15 protein-coding genes are annotated in these 15,460 nt (G+C 42.9%); 10 read left to right on the forward strand and 5 right to left on the reverse strand.

Annotated features, from left to right (window positions below):
- Positions 1-332: 332 nt before the first annotated feature.
- Positions 333-1,721, reverse strand: a complete 1,389-nt coding sequence (cysS, locus tag ACPEH5_RS08535; RefSeq protein WP_129466312.1) for a cysteine--tRNA ligase — start codon at positions 1,719-1,721, stop codon at positions 333-335.
- A gap of 269 nt (positions 1,722-1,990) precedes the next feature.
- Between cysS and ppiB the strand changes: the two genes are divergently transcribed.
- The 5 genes from ppiB to ACPEH5_RS08560 all read left to right on the forward strand — a co-directional run bounded on the left by ppiB (position 1,991) and on the right by ACPEH5_RS08560 (position 6,326).
- The gene (gene ppiB / locus ACPEH5_RS08540; RefSeq protein WP_042848090.1) at positions 1,991-2,485 is read left to right on the forward strand and encodes a peptidylprolyl isomerase B; all 495 of its coding nucleotides are present in this window, start codon (positions 1,991-1,993) and stop codon (positions 2,483-2,485) included.
- Between the two features lie 10 nt (positions 2,486-2,495).
- Entirely contained in the window at positions 2,496-3,221 is a 726-nt protein-coding gene (gene lpxH / locus ACPEH5_RS08545; RefSeq protein ID WP_042848091.1) for a UDP-2,3-diacylglucosamine diphosphatase, read from the forward strand.
- 149 nt (positions 3,222-3,370) lie between these two features.
- Complete coding sequence (purE, locus tag ACPEH5_RS08550; protein WP_048608054.1) at positions 3,371-3,886, forward strand: 5-(carboxyamino)imidazole ribonucleotide mutase; 516 nt, start codon at positions 3,371-3,373, stop codon at positions 3,884-3,886.
- On the forward strand, positions 3,886-4,968 hold the full coding sequence (gene purK, locus ACPEH5_RS08555) for a 5-(carboxyamino)imidazole ribonucleotide synthase (RefSeq protein ID WP_042848094.1): 1,083 nt from the start codon (positions 3,886-3,888) through the stop codon (positions 4,966-4,968). Before purE ends, purK begins: the two co-directional genes overlap by 1 nt.
- A gap of 119 nt (positions 4,969-5,087) precedes the next feature.
- Positions 5,088-6,326 (forward strand): CynX/NimT family MFS transporter, encoded by a 1,239-nt coding sequence (locus tag ACPEH5_RS08560; protein ID WP_281110578.1) that lies wholly within the window; start codon positions 5,088-5,090, stop codon positions 6,324-6,326.
- 129 nt (positions 6,327-6,455) lie between these two features.
- Here the strand turns inward: ACPEH5_RS08560 and ACPEH5_RS08565 are convergent, their stop codons facing one another.
- The 3 genes from ACPEH5_RS08565 to ybbA form a co-directional block, all read right to left on the reverse strand.
- On the reverse strand, positions 6,456-7,826 hold the full coding sequence (locus ACPEH5_RS08565; protein WP_042848098.1) for an esterase-like activity of phytase family protein: 1,371 nt from the start codon (positions 7,824-7,826) through the stop codon (positions 6,456-6,458).
- Between the two features lie 214 nt (positions 7,827-8,040).
- A complete protein-coding gene (ybbP, locus tag ACPEH5_RS08570; protein WP_048608057.1) occupies positions 8,041-10,488 on the reverse strand; it encodes a putative ABC transporter permease subunit YbbP in 2,448 nt (815 codons plus the stop codon).
- Positions 10,485-11,171, reverse strand: a complete 687-nt coding sequence (gene ybbA, locus ACPEH5_RS08575) for a putative ABC transporter ATP-binding protein YbbA (protein ID WP_042848102.1) — start codon at positions 11,169-11,171, stop codon at positions 10,485-10,487. The genes ybbP and ybbA overlap by 4 nt, the downstream gene beginning before the upstream one ends.
- Here ybbA and tesA point away from each other — a divergent pair.
- The 5 genes from tesA (at position 11,139) to ACPEH5_RS08600 (ending at position 15,014) form a co-directional block, all read left to right on the forward strand.
- Positions 11,139-11,780, forward strand: coding sequence for a multifunctional acyl-CoA thioesterase I/protease I/lysophospholipase L1 (gene tesA, locus ACPEH5_RS08580; RefSeq protein ID WP_042848104.1), 642 nt, complete (start codon positions 11,139-11,141; stop codon positions 11,778-11,780). The genes ybbA and tesA overlap by 33 nt on opposite strands.
- A gap of 79 nt (positions 11,781-11,859) precedes the next feature.
- Positions 11,860-12,663 carry an SDR family oxidoreductase gene (locus tag ACPEH5_RS08585; protein WP_042848107.1) on the forward strand — a complete coding sequence of 268 codons (804 nt, stop codon included), beginning with the start codon at positions 11,860-11,862 and terminating at the stop codon, positions 12,661-12,663.
- A gap of 59 nt (positions 12,664-12,722) precedes the next feature.
- On the forward strand, positions 12,723-13,580 hold the full coding sequence (locus ACPEH5_RS08590; protein ID WP_042848109.1) for a co-chaperone YbbN: 858 nt from the start codon (positions 12,723-12,725) through the stop codon (positions 13,578-13,580).
- A gap of 13 nt (positions 13,581-13,593) precedes the next feature.
- Positions 13,594-14,538 (forward strand): SPFH domain-containing protein, encoded by a 945-nt coding sequence (locus ACPEH5_RS08595; protein WP_042848111.1) that lies wholly within the window; start codon positions 13,594-13,596, stop codon positions 14,536-14,538.
- On the forward strand, positions 14,535-15,014 hold the full coding sequence (locus ACPEH5_RS08600; protein ID WP_129466316.1) for an NfeD family protein: 480 nt from the start codon (positions 14,535-14,537) through the stop codon (positions 15,012-15,014). The genes ACPEH5_RS08595 and ACPEH5_RS08600 overlap by 4 nt, the downstream gene beginning before the upstream one ends.
- On the opposite strand, the gene cueR is transcribed toward ACPEH5_RS08600, so the two are convergent.
- Positions 14,968-15,378, reverse strand: a complete 411-nt coding sequence (gene cueR, locus ACPEH5_RS08605; protein WP_129466317.1) for a Cu(I)-responsive transcriptional regulator — start codon at positions 15,376-15,378, stop codon at positions 14,968-14,970. The two genes, ACPEH5_RS08600 and cueR, sit on opposite strands and share 47 nt — an antisense overlap.
- Positions 15,379-15,460 lie beyond the last annotated feature (82 nt).

Consider the following 15,460-nt stretch of genomic DNA (forward strand, 5'->3'; position numbering starts at 1 on the left):
AACTTGGGGAGCATACAAAGGTATGTGACCCAAGTAGCCAAGTGATGGCAACACCGCCACAACGTGAAGTTGATTCTTATTAATACGCTAAATAGTTCGTATTGTGGCTAGGAACCGAAAGCGGATAACTTAGGGAGCATACAAAGGTATGTGACCCAAGTAGCCAAGTGATGGCAACACCGCCACAGCTTGAAATTAACACTTATTAATACGCTAAATAGTTCGTGTTGTGGCTAGGCGCCGAACGCGGATAACTTGGGGAGCATACAAAAGTATGTGACCCAAGTAGCCAAGTGATGGCAACACCGCTACAGCGCGAAATATGACGCGTATTATTTGCGACGCCACGTAGTGCCAGCCGCACCATCCTCCAACACCACCCCCATTGCAGTAAGTTCATCACGCGCCGCATCCGCTTGTGCCCAATCTTTATTCTGACGCGCATCTAAACGTTGTTGAATTAATGCCTCAATTTTTGCCACTTCCGCATCATCTTCAGTCTGTGCGCCACCTTTTAGGAAACTTTCTGGGTCTTGTTCTAACAAACCTAGAACACCGGCTAGCTCACGAAGTTGTGCCGCCATCCCATTGGCCGCTGACATATCTTCTGATTTCAAGCGGTTTACTTCACGTACCATATCAAACAATACAGAATAGGCTTCTGGAGTATTAAAATCGTCATTCATCGCTTCAATAAAACGAGCTTTAAATTCTTCACCGCCAGCTGGTACAGCTGATTTATCGGTGCCTCGTAATGCGGTATACATGCGCTCAAGTGCTGTACGAGCCTGCTTTAAATTTTCTTCGGTATAATTGAGTTGGCTACGATAATGACCAGATAACAAGAAATAACGTACCGTTTCTGCATCGTAATATTCAAGCACATCACGAATAGTAAAAAAGTTATTGAGAGATTTAGACATTTTCTCTCTATCGACCATCACCATCCCTGAGTGCATCCAATAATTAACATATGGGCCATCATGGGCACAGGTAGATTGTGCAATTTCGTTTTCATGGTGTGGGAACATTAAGTCAGAGCCCCCACCGTGAATATCAAAATGGTTACCTAACGTTTTGCTATTCATCGCGGAACATTCAATATGCCAGCCTGGGCGACCTAAACCCCAAGGTGACTCCCAACTAGGTTCACCTTGTTTGGACATTTTCCACAACACAAAATCCATTGGATTTCGTTTAACATCCGCAACTTCAACGCGTGCACCCGCTTGCAGTTGTTCTAAATCTTGGCGCGACAATAAGCCATAATTCGGGTCAGTTTTTACCTCAAACATGACATCGCCATTACCTGCAACATACGCGTGTCCACGTTCAATTAAACTTTGGGTTAATTCAATAATTTCACTAATATGGCGTGTTGCACGTGGCTCGCTGTCTGGGCGCAAGATATTTAAAGCATCGAAATCTTTATGCATTTCAGCCAGCATACGCGTTGTCAGCGCTTCAACGCTTTCATTATTTTCCGCCGCACGTTTAATGATTTTATCGTCAATATCAGTCACATTACGAACATAATTCAAGTCATAACCTAAATAACGTAAATAACGGCTAATTGCATCAAACGCTACAAATGTACGGCCATGACCGATATGACACAAGTCGTAGATAGTGATGCCACACACATACATCCCAATCTTACCTGCGTGGATGGGCTTAAACTCTTCTTTTTGACGACTTAGTGTATTAAAAATTTGCAGCATCTGAACTTTTCCATTTTATTTGAAAAATGATTATCGATTTCTATCGATAAAATATCATGTTATTGAACCCCGTTCACCTTAAGAATGCAAGGGTTTAACCGACCTTTACTATCGGTTTTTTCATTGTATTTAAGACGCACCTATTATGCTATAAAACAGCTACAATGCGTACTGCTGCTTCAAGTCAGGTTTTATCTGTGATATAAACTTGCTGATCTCAACGCTTTCGCAAGATAGCGCATAAAAAACAATTATTCAGGATAGCTATTATGGTTACATTTCATACCAATCACGGTGACATTGTTATCAAAACCTTTGACGATAAAGCCCCCGTCACAGTCGAAAACTTTTTAACTTATTGTCGTGAAGGTTTCTACAATAATACCATTTTCCATCGTGTTATTAATGGTTTCATGATCCAAGGTGGTGGTTTTGAGCCCGGCATGGAACAAAAAAACACTAAAGCTCCTATCAAAAATGAAGCTAACAACGGTGTCAAAAACAGCCGTGGTACATTAGCAATGGCTCGTACCAACGACCCACATTCTGCAACCGCACAATTTTTTATTAACGTTGTTGATAATGACTTCTTAAACTTCCGCTCAGAGCGCCCTGATGGCTGGGGTTACTGCGTATTTGCAGAGGTTGTTGAAGGCATGGACGTTGTCGACAAAATCAAAGGGGTATCGACTGGTCGCAGTGGGTTCCACCAAGACGTTCCTCGTGAAGATGTAATCATTGAGAAAGTGACAGTTAGCGAGTAAGCCTGAGCGCATGTCCACTTATATCATTGCAGATTTGCATTTGAGTGAAGATGAACCGGCGATCACCGCCGGTTTTATTAATTTTATTCAACAGCAAGCCATCCACGCCGATAGCCTGTATATCCTCGGTGATTTTTTTAATTATTGGGTGGGTGATGATGATCAAGGCCCGCTTCATCAACTTGTTGCTAACGAATTAAAAACACTGACAAGTCAGGGAGTCCCTTGCTATTTCATTCACGGAAATCGGGATTTTTTGATGGGTAAACGTTACGCCAAACAATGTGGCATGACTATTTTGCCCCAAGAAACATTGCTGGAACTTTATGGTAATCGCATTTTGATTTTACACGGTGATACTTTATGCACTGATGATGCCGCTTATCAAAACTACCGTAAAAAAGTCCATACTCCATGGGTTCAACGTATTTTTCTTGCACTTCCCTTATTTATTCGCCGCCGCATTGCCCAAAAAATGCGCCAAAATAGCCAGTATGCAAGCAGTATGAAAGCAGAATCCATCATGGATGTTAATCCTCAAGCGGTTATTGACGCACTAAAAAGGCACCAAGCCCAATGGATGATCCACGGTCATACCCACCGCCCTGCTATTCATGAAATCAATATTGGTGGTAAAGTTCATTTTCGTGGCGTGTTAGGTGCATGGCATCATGAAGGTTCTGCCTTTGTTATCAATCAACAAGGTATCGAACTCATTTTCTTCCCATTCGAATAACGCTTCTGCAACTTCTTGGTTGTAAACATAACTGATTGCCTATTTATTAATCACGCAAACGTTTTCCTTGCTGCTTTGTCGTGATATGATCGGCACAATTCAATTCTCCGCCTTCGGGTGACGTTTTTTTCAATACAGGAAAGCACCAAATGACTGCCCAAGCTTCTGATCAATCTGCGGCAAAAATCGCCATTGTTATGGGTTCGAAAAGTGACTGGACAACCATGCAGCATGCTGCTGATGTGTTAACCGAGCTCCAACTCCCTTTTCATGTCGAAATAGTCTCAGCACACCGCACCCCAGACAAACTGTTTTCTTTCGCTGAAAATGCGAAAGAAAATGGCTTTGATGTGATTATTGCCGGTGCTGGCGGAGCCGCTCATTTACCGGGTATGTTAGCAGCGAAAACCTTAGTTCCTGTATTTGGCGTTCCTGTACAAAGTGCTGCACTCAGTGGCGTCGATAGCCTCTATTCTATCGTACAAATGCCCAAAGGGGTCCCCGTTGGGACCTTAGCTATAGGCAAAGCAGGCGCTGCCAATGCGGCTTTATTAGCCGCTCAAGTACTCGCAATCAGTGACTCCGTCGTTTTCAATCGCCTCGCTGCATGGCGTGCGACGCAAACTGATGATGTGTTAAACAACCCAGATCCGAGGGAAGCCTAATGAAGCCCGTCTGCGTTCTTGGTAATGGCCAATTAGGCCGAATGCTTCGCCAAGCGGGCGAGCCATTAGGTATCGCTGTTTTTCCTGTTGGCCTTGATGCGGAACCTGAGGCGGTTCCTTATCAACAAAGCGTGATCACTGCGGAAATTGAACGCTGGCCTGAAACCCCATTAACAAAAGAACTCGCACGTCATAACGCTTTTATTAATCGTGATATTTTTCCACGCCTAGCGGATAGGTTCCCACAAAAAAGCCTATTTGATAGCTTGCAGCTTGCAACGGCGCCTTGGGCACGGCTTGAGTCACCAGAACAATGGCCTGAGCTATTCGCTACGTTAGGGGACTTTCTCATCGTCAAGCGTAGAACTGGCGGTTACGATGGCCGAGGGCAATGGAGAGTGCGCCCCGGCGATGAAACTCAATTGCCCGCAGAAATTTATGGTGAGTGCATCGTTGAGCAAGGCATTCCCTTTGATGGCGAAGTGTCTGTGATTGGCGCACGCAACCAAGCAGGGGAGTCCGTTTTCTACCCAATCACCCATAACCTTCATCAAGAAGGGATCTTGCGTACCAGCGTCGCTTTCCCTAAATCTGCTACTCCATTACAAGCGCAAGCGCAGGCGATGTTAAGTGCAGTCATGGATGAATTAGGTTATATCGGTGTCATGGCAATGGAATGTTTCGTGGTTGGCGATAACTTACTTATCAATGAGATTGCCCCTCGCGTTCATAATAGTGGGCATTGGACTCAAAACGGTGCCTCCATTAGCCAATTCGAATTACATTTAAGGGCAATTTTAAACTTGCCGATGCCATCCCCTGAGGTTTATAGCCCTGCGGTTATGGTCAACCTTATTGGCACTAATATCAACCTTGACTGGCTTAAACTACCGCTTATTCACCTACACTGGTATGAAAAAGAAGTACGCCCTGCCCGTAAAGTTGGTCATTTAAATTTAGCCCATAATGATTACCAGCAACTTATTTCAACCCTTAATAGCCTAATTCCGCTTTTACCAAATGAGTACAAAAGTGGCATTGAGTGGGCAAATGCAAAATTAGACTGGCACTCTCAGCAATAAATAGCGAAAATAACGCTTAATCGATGCCCGAACATGTTTTCGGGCATTCTGCTATTTTTGGCCGTCACCCAATCAATACGTATCCTGGTTTCAAGGTGTGCGGCATTACCGGAGTTAATATGTCCTCGCAGCCTTTTAGTCCGCTTTATCAATGGTGCATTCTCATCCTTTTAGGGCTGGTTTACTTTTTAGCCACCGCAACAACCTTTACCTCTTTGGGTGTGGTACTACCGGAGATGATAAGCGAACTTAAATGGAGCTGGAGCGAAGCAGGCTTCGGTTTTACTTTACTCGGGTTAACCTGTGGTCTCGCCAGTTTTCTCCCTTCACTTCTTATCCGTAAAATGGGGGTACGCGCCACTTTACTGTTGGGAACATTGGTCTTTATCACGGGTTTTTATAACTTATACTCCACACATACCATCAGTACTTATTTTCTTGGCACAGCACTAATTGGGATAGGTTTTACCCTACTGGCTACCGTTCCAGGGACTTATGTCCTCTCACGGTTATTTGAAAAACAATCTCTCGCCTTTGGGATGTATTTCACCATAGGCGGGTTAGGTGGCGTAGCAGGCCCATGGATCTACTTTTATGCCTCTAATCAGCTCGGCTCATGGCGTATGCATTGGGTGCTTTGCGCCGTTTACCTGAGCATTGTTACTTTAATCACGATTTTTATGTTGCGCGAAGGCAAACAAGAACAAGCTCATGCAAAAAAAGTGATGCAAAAACAAGTGAGTGATGCCAATAAACCCATTTATCGTACTGCTGAAGTATGGACTGTCGGCAGAGCACTGCGTACATGGCAATTTTATTTAATTGCAGCAACCTACACCTCTTTTTTATGGTGTGGCATTACTGTCAACAGCTTTGCCGTGGCACATATTGAGGAGCGCGGGTTTGGTATGACCGTTGCAGTTTCATTACTTAGTACAATGGCATTTGTTAATGCATTCTCAAGGTTTATTGGTGGAGCTGCTGGTGAATGGTTAGAACCTAAAAAACTATTAATTGGTAGTCTAATCATTATGGTACTTGGCGTGGTTTTCCTAAGCATTGCGACATCTTGGTTATGGCTCATTTTATTCGTACTGTGTGTCGGTGTTGGGTATGGTATGACCTTCCTTGCATCGAGTGTTCTGCTGTCTAACTATTTTGGTCGTGGCCCTTATTTAGAATTGTTTTCCGTGGTAAATTTAATTTCTACTATTGCCTGTTTGGCCCCTTTTATCGCTGGCGCAATAAAAGATTTTACAGGCAGCTTCAACCCAGCATTTTTAATTATTGCTGCCCCTGTTGTCGTTATTTTACTGCTAACATTGATGATGAAGCCTCCTGTACTCAATACCCAATAAAAAATCCCGAGACTCTAGCTCGGGAAAGATTAAAACCAAGGGAAAATAAGCTAAAAGACCAGATATTGGATCAACACATGCGTATCAGTTTATGCCACCCAACATCGTGTTAAAGTGGCATAAAATAAATTAAGGTTTTAGTAACTCAGGGACTTTCAGTAAAATAAATTCGTTGTCATCCGCTTTATTCGGGTCACGGCTCGATGAGAATGGGAAATTATTGTCATTCCCCACAATAATATGTTCATCATCCACAATATCCACATTTTCAATAGTAAAGAATGGGAAGGTAAATACGCCCTCGTTTAACGCTTTTCTTGCTTGGTTATTCGGGTCTTTAATCTGCATCAAATCTATATATGCTTGCTTATCGACCGCACCGCCTACATTTTTATCCGAGAACTCAATGCGATATACGCGTTTAAATTTCGCTAAATGACTAAAACAATTTTCAGTGTTACTACTACCCGCTGCACATGCCTTGTCAGCTGTCCCCTCGCCATTATCACGCTCAATAATTAAACCGTGGGTATCATCAATTAAATTGAAATCACCAATCGCATTTTGGTTATCTTCAAAGACATACAACCAACTTCTGCCTGTCCAACCTTGTTTCTTGACATCAAATTCCAAAATGCGAGCGGCTCGCTTACCATCCACACTTTCATAGTCTTGCTTTTTATCGTCCCAAATTGCCCCTTCTAGCATCGGATATAATTTTGAGCCATCCGGTGATGATGCCATCCCTTCGAAACCTTTTGAGCGATTAACTTGAAAAGCCACTGTATCAGATGGTTTGCCTGGCGTTGTTACTTGGTAGTGATCTGGAGAAATCACTTTTTCCCCATTCACTTGGGTTTCAAACAATGCCAAGACTTTACCATCAAGGTCCATCTTGATTAAATAAGGGCCAAATTCATCACCTACCCATAACGCACCATCAGCAAACTGAAAGCTTTCTGGGTCGAAATCACTCCCCGTCAGATAACGTTCTTTTGAGTCTTCATTAATAATATGAAAAGGAATAATTTTATTTGGGTCATGGAAGAAAACGGTTTTCAATGGTGTCGTTTTACCTGATTTAAAATCAATATCATATTGCGTGATATATAACATAGAATCTGGTGAATTTACTTTGTTACCAAAGCCGTTATCAGTCAAAACCCAATAAGTACCATCAGCCATATGCTTGATACCTGAATGACCTTGCCGCGGTTGACCTTTAATTGGAATAGACATCCCTGTTGGTCGATCAGCAGATTTACCTTCGACTTTACCGAGAGTATCAACACGAGTCCCCGTAGTAAATTTACCGCTAACTTGTAAACCTGAAGGCGCATTGTGTGGCGCTGAAACCGTTGAATCAACAGGCAAAATAGAATGCCCAGCCAGCGTTGCTGGTACTTCCTGTTGAGCGAACCCTGAAATGCTAAAAGTAATTAAACTTGCCAACAAAGATAAAGAACCGAACTTACGCTTAATAGAATTGTTATATTGCATTGTTATATTTCCACTGTATGACCATCAATAATAGACAGCGGAATCATAACTATAGTGAATGACAATTTTGTGATGAATTAAAGACAGTTATTTGACTAGAGACACCAACAAACGGCCTGCTATGATTAAGGGCAAGCAAACAGCACTCATACTTGCCCCTTTATTTAAGTTAACTTTTAGCATTACAGACCGCCTAACGCTAAAAATCACCCTGTTAACTATTTGGTAGCCGCCTGTGCTGGTTTCCTGTTCCAACCAGACGCAGCCCCAGCCACCCGCCACAAATAGATAACAATAAGGCGGCACTTAAAGGGAGTAATACCCACATACGCCACTCGGGTTGCCATGGAAAATCAAATACTTTACTTTGCAGTAACCATAACGCGATTTCTGCGCCAAATGCAGCCGCAAGACCCGCCATTAAACCAAGTAAAGCAAATTCACTCCACAGTGTTCTTCGCATCAGTTTTTTACTTGCACCGAGGGTGCGATAAACAACCAACTCACGTTCACGCTGGCTCATTCCCACTTGGATCTGCGCTAATAGCAACAGTATTCCACAGAAGATAACCAACACAACCATTACTTCAAGAGCTTGGCTGACTTGCTGAAGAATTTGCTGGATCTGTGTGATAATCGCCCCAGTATCAAGGACATTAATAGTTGGATACTGACGACTAAGTTGTGTCAATAACTGACCATCGCCTTCGTAATGGAAGCTACTTAGCCAAGTTGCTGGCATGGCCGATAACGTTTCTTCTGAAAAAATAAAATAGAAGTTTGGCCGTAAACTTTCCCAATCAACAGTACGAATACTGCTTACTGTTGCCGAAAACACCTGAGCACCTGCGTTAAAAGTAAGTTTATCGCCGATTTTTAAACCTAGCTCTTTAACCACCGTCTGTTCAATTGAAACTTCACCCGCTTTAGGTGGCCACGTCCCTTCATCCACTACATTCGCAGGGGCTAATTCCGATTGCCATGTTAAACTTAATTCACGCCTAACCGTATTATTATTGGGATCTCGCTCATCTGCCCATTCAATAGCAGATTGATCGTTAATATCCGTTAAGCGTGCAAGTACCACAGGGTTAAACTCTGTCGGTTTAACTTGGTACTGTGCAAGTAATTTTGTCACAGGCTCAAGCTGTGAGTGATTCATGTTGATCAAAAAATAATTAGGGCTATCCGCAGGAAGTTGCTGCTGCCAACGATCAAGAAGATCACCGCGCACTAAGATCAATAACGCCAATAACATAAACGATAATGAAAATGCACTCATCTGAGTAATCGTTTGTAGTGGTTGCCTTAGTAACCGGCTCACAGAAAGACGTAAGCTAAGCTGGCGGAATTTAATATGTCGAAGCCCCCATAGCCCTAGCCAACCAATTAAAGCCAATAAAATAGCAACAACCACAATCCCTGCTAGAATCGACCATAACAGTGGGTTTACCCCCGCAAAGATAAATAAACCACCAACAACAATGAATACTACGATAGGTAAATAATAATATAGTGGCCAAACAGGAGACTGAGCATCATCCCGTAATACCCTTGAAGGCTGAGTTGCCATAAGTTGGTAATAAGGCCGGCTACCAACAATAATAGCAATAATAAATAGGGTACCTACAGCCCAAACCCAAGGCATTAAGCTTGCTGATGGAAGTTCTTTCGGTAACATGGCCCCAAGGATTTGCATTAAAATGCCTTCAAAAGCCAACCCTAATAATGAGCCGAGTAGTGCCGCAGCAATTAAGATCACCAACCATTGGCCAATAATCCATTTCCGTAACGCATTTCGCCCTGCACCTAAGGTTTTAAGCACTGCTATTAACTGGTGACGGCTGCGACAATAATGGGTCATAGACACCACTACCGCGGCAATGGCTAACAATAAGGTTAATAAAACTGACAGTAACAAGAACTGTTGCGCCCGCTGGAAGGTTTTTCCGACCGCCCCGTTATTCTCACTTAAAGTATACCAACGTTGGTCACTTCGGAGCTGTTGATCAAATTTTTGTTGAAAACTGCTGACCATGTCGGTATCACCAGCAAACATATCGCGATATGTTAAACGGCTCCCCAATTGAATTGCCCCTGTTAATGGTGCATCTTCAATCGCAATTAATACCCTTGGCGCTATTTGAAATGGGTTAAAACCGCTATCAGGTTCTTGGAGCAATTTACCTGAAATTTTAAGTGTGGCATCACCAATATCGAGGCTATCTCCAACTTTAAGTCCCAATAACTCAAGTAGCCGTGGTGCAACTAAAACCTGCCCTTGTCTAGGCTGTAAGCCTTCAGGTTCAGTTACTAACCCACCATAGAGTGGGTAAGCGTTATCTGCGGCTTTGACTAGTACCAGTTGCGGCCTTGCATCTTCATCTTCGGTTGCATATGCCATCGTCGAAAATGAAATCTGCTGGCTCAGCTGTAGCCCTGTATTTTTCGCTTCTTGCAACCATTTTGGGTCAGCGGGGTGTGAAGAACGTAAAACTAAATCACCAGCCAGTAACTCACGGCTTTGGTAACTCATACTATTTTCAATACGATCACTAATGCGCCCCAACGCTAATACGCAGGCAACAGCAAGCGTCAATGCAAGCCAAACAATAAGTAGCGATGGTGTTTTCCATTCACGCCAAAACCAACGCCAAATCATATTTCTTCCCTCAATTGCCCATCAACTAACCGTAAACGACGCTGGCAACGAGCGGCTAATTCGTTATCATGAGTGACTAAAATTAAGGTTGTGCCATGGTCTTTATTCATAGCAAATAATAAATCAGCAATTTTATCCCCAGTATGGCGGTCTAAATTCCCCGTTGGCTCATCTGCAAACAAAATTTTCGGGCGCCCATTAAAAGCGCGAGCTAATGCAACCCGTTGCTGCTCCCCTCCTGAAAGCTGAGCCGGCATATGATTAAGGCGTTTCCCTAGCCCTAATTCAGCCAGTAAATCAGCGGCTTGTTGGTAGCTTTTTGATTCAGATTCACCACGTAATAAGGCAGGTAGCTGCACGTTTTCAACCGCATTTAATGTTGGAATAAGCATAAAAGACTGGAAAACAAAACCGACACTTTCAGCACGTAAACGCGCACGTTGTTCTTCATCCATACGGGTTAGCTCTTGCCCTAGTAAACTAACCGTGCCACTAGAACCATCATCTAAGCCTGCGATGATCCCCAATAGGGTCGATTTTCCAGATCCAGACTCGCCAATTAAAGCAATTGTTTGACCGGGCTCGACAATTAGCTCAACACCTTGCAATATAGTCAGTTCATGTTCACCTTGACCAACACGTTTAATGAGATGATGAACTTCAAGAATATTATTCGCCGACATATATTGGTTTTTCTCCTGTTACTAACCGCGAGTGGACACGCACTGGCGTCAACTAAGTTATTGATCTTAGGGGATAGCCTGAGTGCAGGCTACCGTTTACCGGCTGAGCAGGCTTGGGCCTCGCTACTTGCCGACCGTTGGCAGAAACTGTCACCGCCCATTGCAGTTATTAACGGCAGCATCAGTGGGAATACCTCAGCACAAGGGCTTGAACGCCTTTCTACCTTACTTACACAAAACAAACCAAACTGGGTTCTGATTGAATTAGGTGCCAATGATGGCTTACAAGGCCTCCCTGTTGAGGATCTCGAAACTAATTTACAGCAAATTATCGACCAAATAGAGCAATCTGGTGCAAAACCGCTCTTAATGCAAATTCGTATTCCACCCAATTATGGAAAACGTTATACAACAAGCTTTGAAAAAGTTTATCCCAAACTTGCTGAAAATAATAAAATACCTTTATTACCATTTTATATGGAAACGGTGATTACAAAGCCTGAATGGATACAACAAGATGGTATTCATCCTACAGTAGAAGCCCAACCATCAATTGCTGATTTTATGGAAAAGCAACTTTCTGCGCATATTTTACCGCCTAAGCAGTAAAATAATGGCTAAACTCAGAGTATAAAAGCCCTCTTTTATACTCGAAATAATTTAAATTGCATGGAATCAAGGTAAAGTTATGCAAACATCAGCACGAAACAAAAAATCAATCTTGGTTACCGGAGCATCGAGTGGTATTGGCTTTTGTGCTGCACAAACCCTACGCCAGCGTGGTTACCATGTTATTGCCGCTTGTCGAAAAGAAAGCGATATTTTACGCCTTCAAGCACTTGGCTATGACACTGTCTCCCTTGATCTTAATGATAACAATAGCATAGATGCTGCGGCACAAACTGTATTATCTCTCTGTAACCATCGGCTTTTCGGATTATTCAATAACGCAGGGTTTGGCGTATATGGGCCTTTAAGTAGCATTAGTCGCGAGCAACTCGAAGCGCAATTTTCCACCAATTTTTTTGGTGTCCACCAGCTTACCTTACAATTACTCCCTTCCATGCTAGAGCACCATGAAGGCCGAATAATTCAAACTAGCTCCGTAATGGGCATTATTTCGACCCCTGGCCGCGGGGCCTATGCAGCCAGTAAATATGCCCTTGAAGCTTGGTCAGATGCATTACGATTAGAGCTAAAAGGTAGCGGTGTATTTATCAGCTTAATTGAACCCGGCCCTATTCATACTGCATTTACCCAAAATGTCGAACAAACTCAAAAAGATAAACCCATTCAAAACCCAGGGATTGCTTCTCGCTTTACATTAACGCCAGAGCATGTGGTTGAGAAACTAATCCATGCTTTAGAAAGCCCACGCCCCAAAGTACGCTATTCAGTCACATTATTAACCGTTGCCGTGCGTATACTTAAACGTATTCTACCCGACAAATTAATGGATAAAATACTGGCAAATCAGGGGAAAAAGGCTTGAAAAAAGCAAAATCAGCCCCACTCTACTATTAATGTTAAAAAATTCTAAAGAGATACCTTATGTTTGCTAACGCTCAAATTATCGATATCAACGAAACTAACCTGCATCAAGTCATTGAACAATCAATGAACTTACCTGTCATGTTTTATTTTTGGTCCCCTCGCAGCCCACACTGCCAAGATTTTGGTACCCTGTTGGAAAAAATCACCAATGACTATGCAGGTTTATTTATTTTAGCTAAAGTTAATTGTGATGAAGAACAAATGATTGCAGGTCAATTTGGCTTAAAAGCAATCCCAACCGTCTATGTATTGCAAAATGGTCGCCCCGTCGATGGCTTTGAAGGGCCACAACCTGAAGAGGTTGTGCTAGAAATTTTATCTCGGGTACTCCCTAGCCCAGAAGAAATGAAAGCGGCACAAGCCGCGGAGCTAATCGCGGAAGGTAAAGCACAAGAAGCATTACCATTATTAAAAGAAGCTAACCAACTTAACCCTAAAAATAGTGACATCACACTATTATTGGCAGAAACACAAATTAGCTTAAACTTAGTTGATGATGCCCAAATCACCCTAAATAGTGTTCCATTACAAGATAAAGACAGCCGTTATCAAGGTTTAGTTGCTCAGATTGAATTGCTGAAACAAGCTGCAGATACCCCAGAAATTCAACAATTGCAGGATGAATTTAACCAAGAACCACAAAATACAAATTTAGCGGTACAATTGGCATTAAAACTCCATGAAGTGAACCGTAATGAAGAAGCACTGGAATTATTATTTGGCTTCTTACGTAAAGATTTGGGCGCTGGTGAAGGTGCCGTTAAAAAAACTATGATGGATATCATGTCAGCAATGGGTACTGGCGATGCGTTAGCAAGTAAATATCGCCGCCAAGTTTATTCATTACTTTATTAATTAAGAGGTCGATATGGACTTGTTCGCCTATGGTGCAATACCGATTATCATTTTTGTCGCTATCGTTATTGTTTTTACCTGTGTTAAAACAGTGCCTCAAGGTTTCCAATGGACTGTAGAGCGCTTTGGTCGTTACACCCGTACCTTACAACCAGGCTTACATATCATCGTGCCATTTATGGATAAAATAGGCCGTCGTATTAATATGATGGAACAAGTCCTTGATATCCCATCTCAAGAAGTCATTTCTCGGGATAACGCCAACGTCACTATCGATGCCGTGTGCTTTATTCAGGTCGTAGACCCTGTTCGTGCAGCTTATGAGGTCAGTAATCTAGAGTTATCCGTACTGAATTTAACCATGACCAATATTCGTACTGTATTAGGTTCAATGGAACTTGACGAAATGCTGTCTCAACGTGATTCTATCAATACTCGCTTATTACATGTCGTTGATGAAGCAACTAACCCTTGGGGGGTTAAAATCACCCGTATTGAAATTCGTGATGTCAAACCACCAAAAGAACTTATCAGCGCGATGAATGCACAAATGAAGGCTGAACGGACTAAGCGTGCTGATATTTTGGAAGCTGAAGGGGTTCGCCAAGCGGCTATTTTAAAAGCCGAAGGTGAAAAACAATCCCAAATCCTAAAAGCAGAAGGTGAACGCCAGTCTGCTTTCTTACAAGCAGAAGCGCGGGAAAGAGCCGCGGAAGCCGAAGCGAAAGCGACTCAAATGGTGTCCGATGCTATAGCCGCAGGGGATATGCAAGCGATTAACTATTTCGTTGCCCAGAAGTACACTGATGCGCTAACCAGTATTGGTTCCGCTGAAAATAGCAAAGTGATTATGATGCCATTAGAAGCTAGCAATCTAATGGGAGCAATCGGCGGAATTACAGAGCTAATCGGCGAAAGTAAAAAAGCCAACAATACCAAAAAACAGGTCGCAGAATGATAGAGCTTATCAGTGCTCAGCCGGCATGGTTTTGGCTGTGTCTTGGTGGGCTATTGCTAATTGCCGAACTACTTGGTACTGGCGGTTATCTACTATGGTCAGGAATTGCCGCTGTTGCCGTCGGGTTACTCACTTGGTTACTGCCATTTCTTGGTTGGGAATGGCAAGGAATTTTATTCGCCGTATTAACGGTTGTGTCTGCCGTTTTATGGCGTAAGTGGTTAAGTGGGCGAAAGAAAACGACTGCCGATGACGTCAATCAAATTAGTCACCAACTGGTTGGCTTCAAAGCACGTTTATTAACCGATACTGAAGAGGGCTATAGCCGCATACGCCTTGCCGATGGCAGTTGGCGTGTTTATAGCGACGTCCCTCTTTCTGTAAACACTGAAGTGGTCGTCGTTGCCGTTGATGGTATCACTTTGAAAGTTAAGCCTTCTGATGGTGACAACAACTACGCGCCAAATGGTCAATAATTGGGCAGTCAGCACCATCATCCCCGGGGCACACATCGACAAGCTCTTGTAATGTATCTCGAATAGCAGACAATTTTACGATTGTCTGCTCTATTTCATTTATCTTAGCAATAGTTGTGCTTTTTACATCCGCACTATGTCTGCTGGGGTTACGGAATAACCCTAACAGCTCGCCACATTCATCCAGTGTAAAGCCAACGTCTTTTGCTTGTTTAAGTAACACAAGTTCATTCAAGTGCCTCTCTTGATAATAGCGGTAGCTATTCTCCCCCCTTTCTGGTGGAGTAATTAGCCCTTTCTCTTCATAAAAACGAATCGCTTTTGCAGTTAGGCCAGTTTTTTTGGCAATTTCACTAATATTCATAATTCCTCTTGACCTTAACCTTGCTGGAAGGTGTAACCTTTGCATATCGACGAATTATAGACCAAATTAAAGATAAAATTAT

Origin of the sequence: Providencia sp. NPDC089933, from assembly GCF_049545585.1 — a bacterium.
Lineage (GTDB): Bacteria > Pseudomonadota > Gammaproteobacteria > Enterobacterales > Enterobacteriaceae > Providencia > Providencia huashanensis.

Coding starts and splice junctions, on each gene's coding strand:
- cysS (WP_129466312.1), bottom strand. CDS start 1,721: ATGCTGCAAATTTTTAATACACTAAGTCGTCAAAAAGAAGAGTTTAAG.
- ppiB (WP_042848090.1), top strand. CDS start 1,991: ATGGTTACATTTCATACCAATCACGGTGACATTGTTATCAAAACCTTT.
- lpxH (WP_042848091.1), top strand. CDS start 2,496: ATGTCCACTTATATCATTGCAGATTTGCATTTGAGTGAAGATGAACCG.
- purE (WP_048608054.1), top strand. CDS start 3,371: ATGACTGCCCAAGCTTCTGATCAATCTGCGGCAAAAATCGCCATTGTT.
- purK (WP_042848094.1), top strand. CDS start 3,886: ATGAAGCCCGTCTGCGTTCTTGGTAATGGCCAATTAGGCCGAATGCTT.
- ACPEH5_RS08560 (WP_281110578.1), top strand. CDS start 5,088: ATGTCCTCGCAGCCTTTTAGTCCGCTTTATCAATGGTGCATTCTCATC.
- ACPEH5_RS08565 (WP_042848098.1), bottom strand. CDS start 7,826: ATGCAATATAACAATTCTATTAAGCGTAAGTTCGGTTCTTTATCTTTG.
- ybbP (WP_048608057.1), bottom strand. CDS start 10,488: ATGATTTGGCGTTGGTTTTGGCGTGAATGGAAAACACCATCGCTACTT.
- tesA (WP_042848104.1), top strand. CDS start 11,139: ATGATGAACTTCAAGAATATTATTCGCCGACATATATTGGTTTTTCTC.
- ybbA (WP_042848102.1), bottom strand. CDS start 11,171: ATGTCGGCGAATAATATTCTTGAAGTTCATCATCTCATTAAACGTGTT.
- ACPEH5_RS08585 (WP_042848107.1), top strand. CDS start 11,860: ATGCAAACATCAGCACGAAACAAAAAATCAATCTTGGTTACCGGAGCA.
- ACPEH5_RS08590 (WP_042848109.1), top strand. CDS start 12,723: ATGTTTGCTAACGCTCAAATTATCGATATCAACGAAACTAACCTGCAT.
- ACPEH5_RS08595 (WP_042848111.1), top strand. CDS start 13,594: ATGGACTTGTTCGCCTATGGTGCAATACCGATTATCATTTTTGTCGCT.
- ACPEH5_RS08600 (WP_129466316.1), top strand. CDS start 14,535: ATGATAGAGCTTATCAGTGCTCAGCCGGCATGGTTTTGGCTGTGTCTT.
- cueR (WP_129466317.1), bottom strand. CDS start 15,378: ATGAATATTAGTGAAATTGCCAAAAAAACTGGCCTAACTGCAAAAGCG.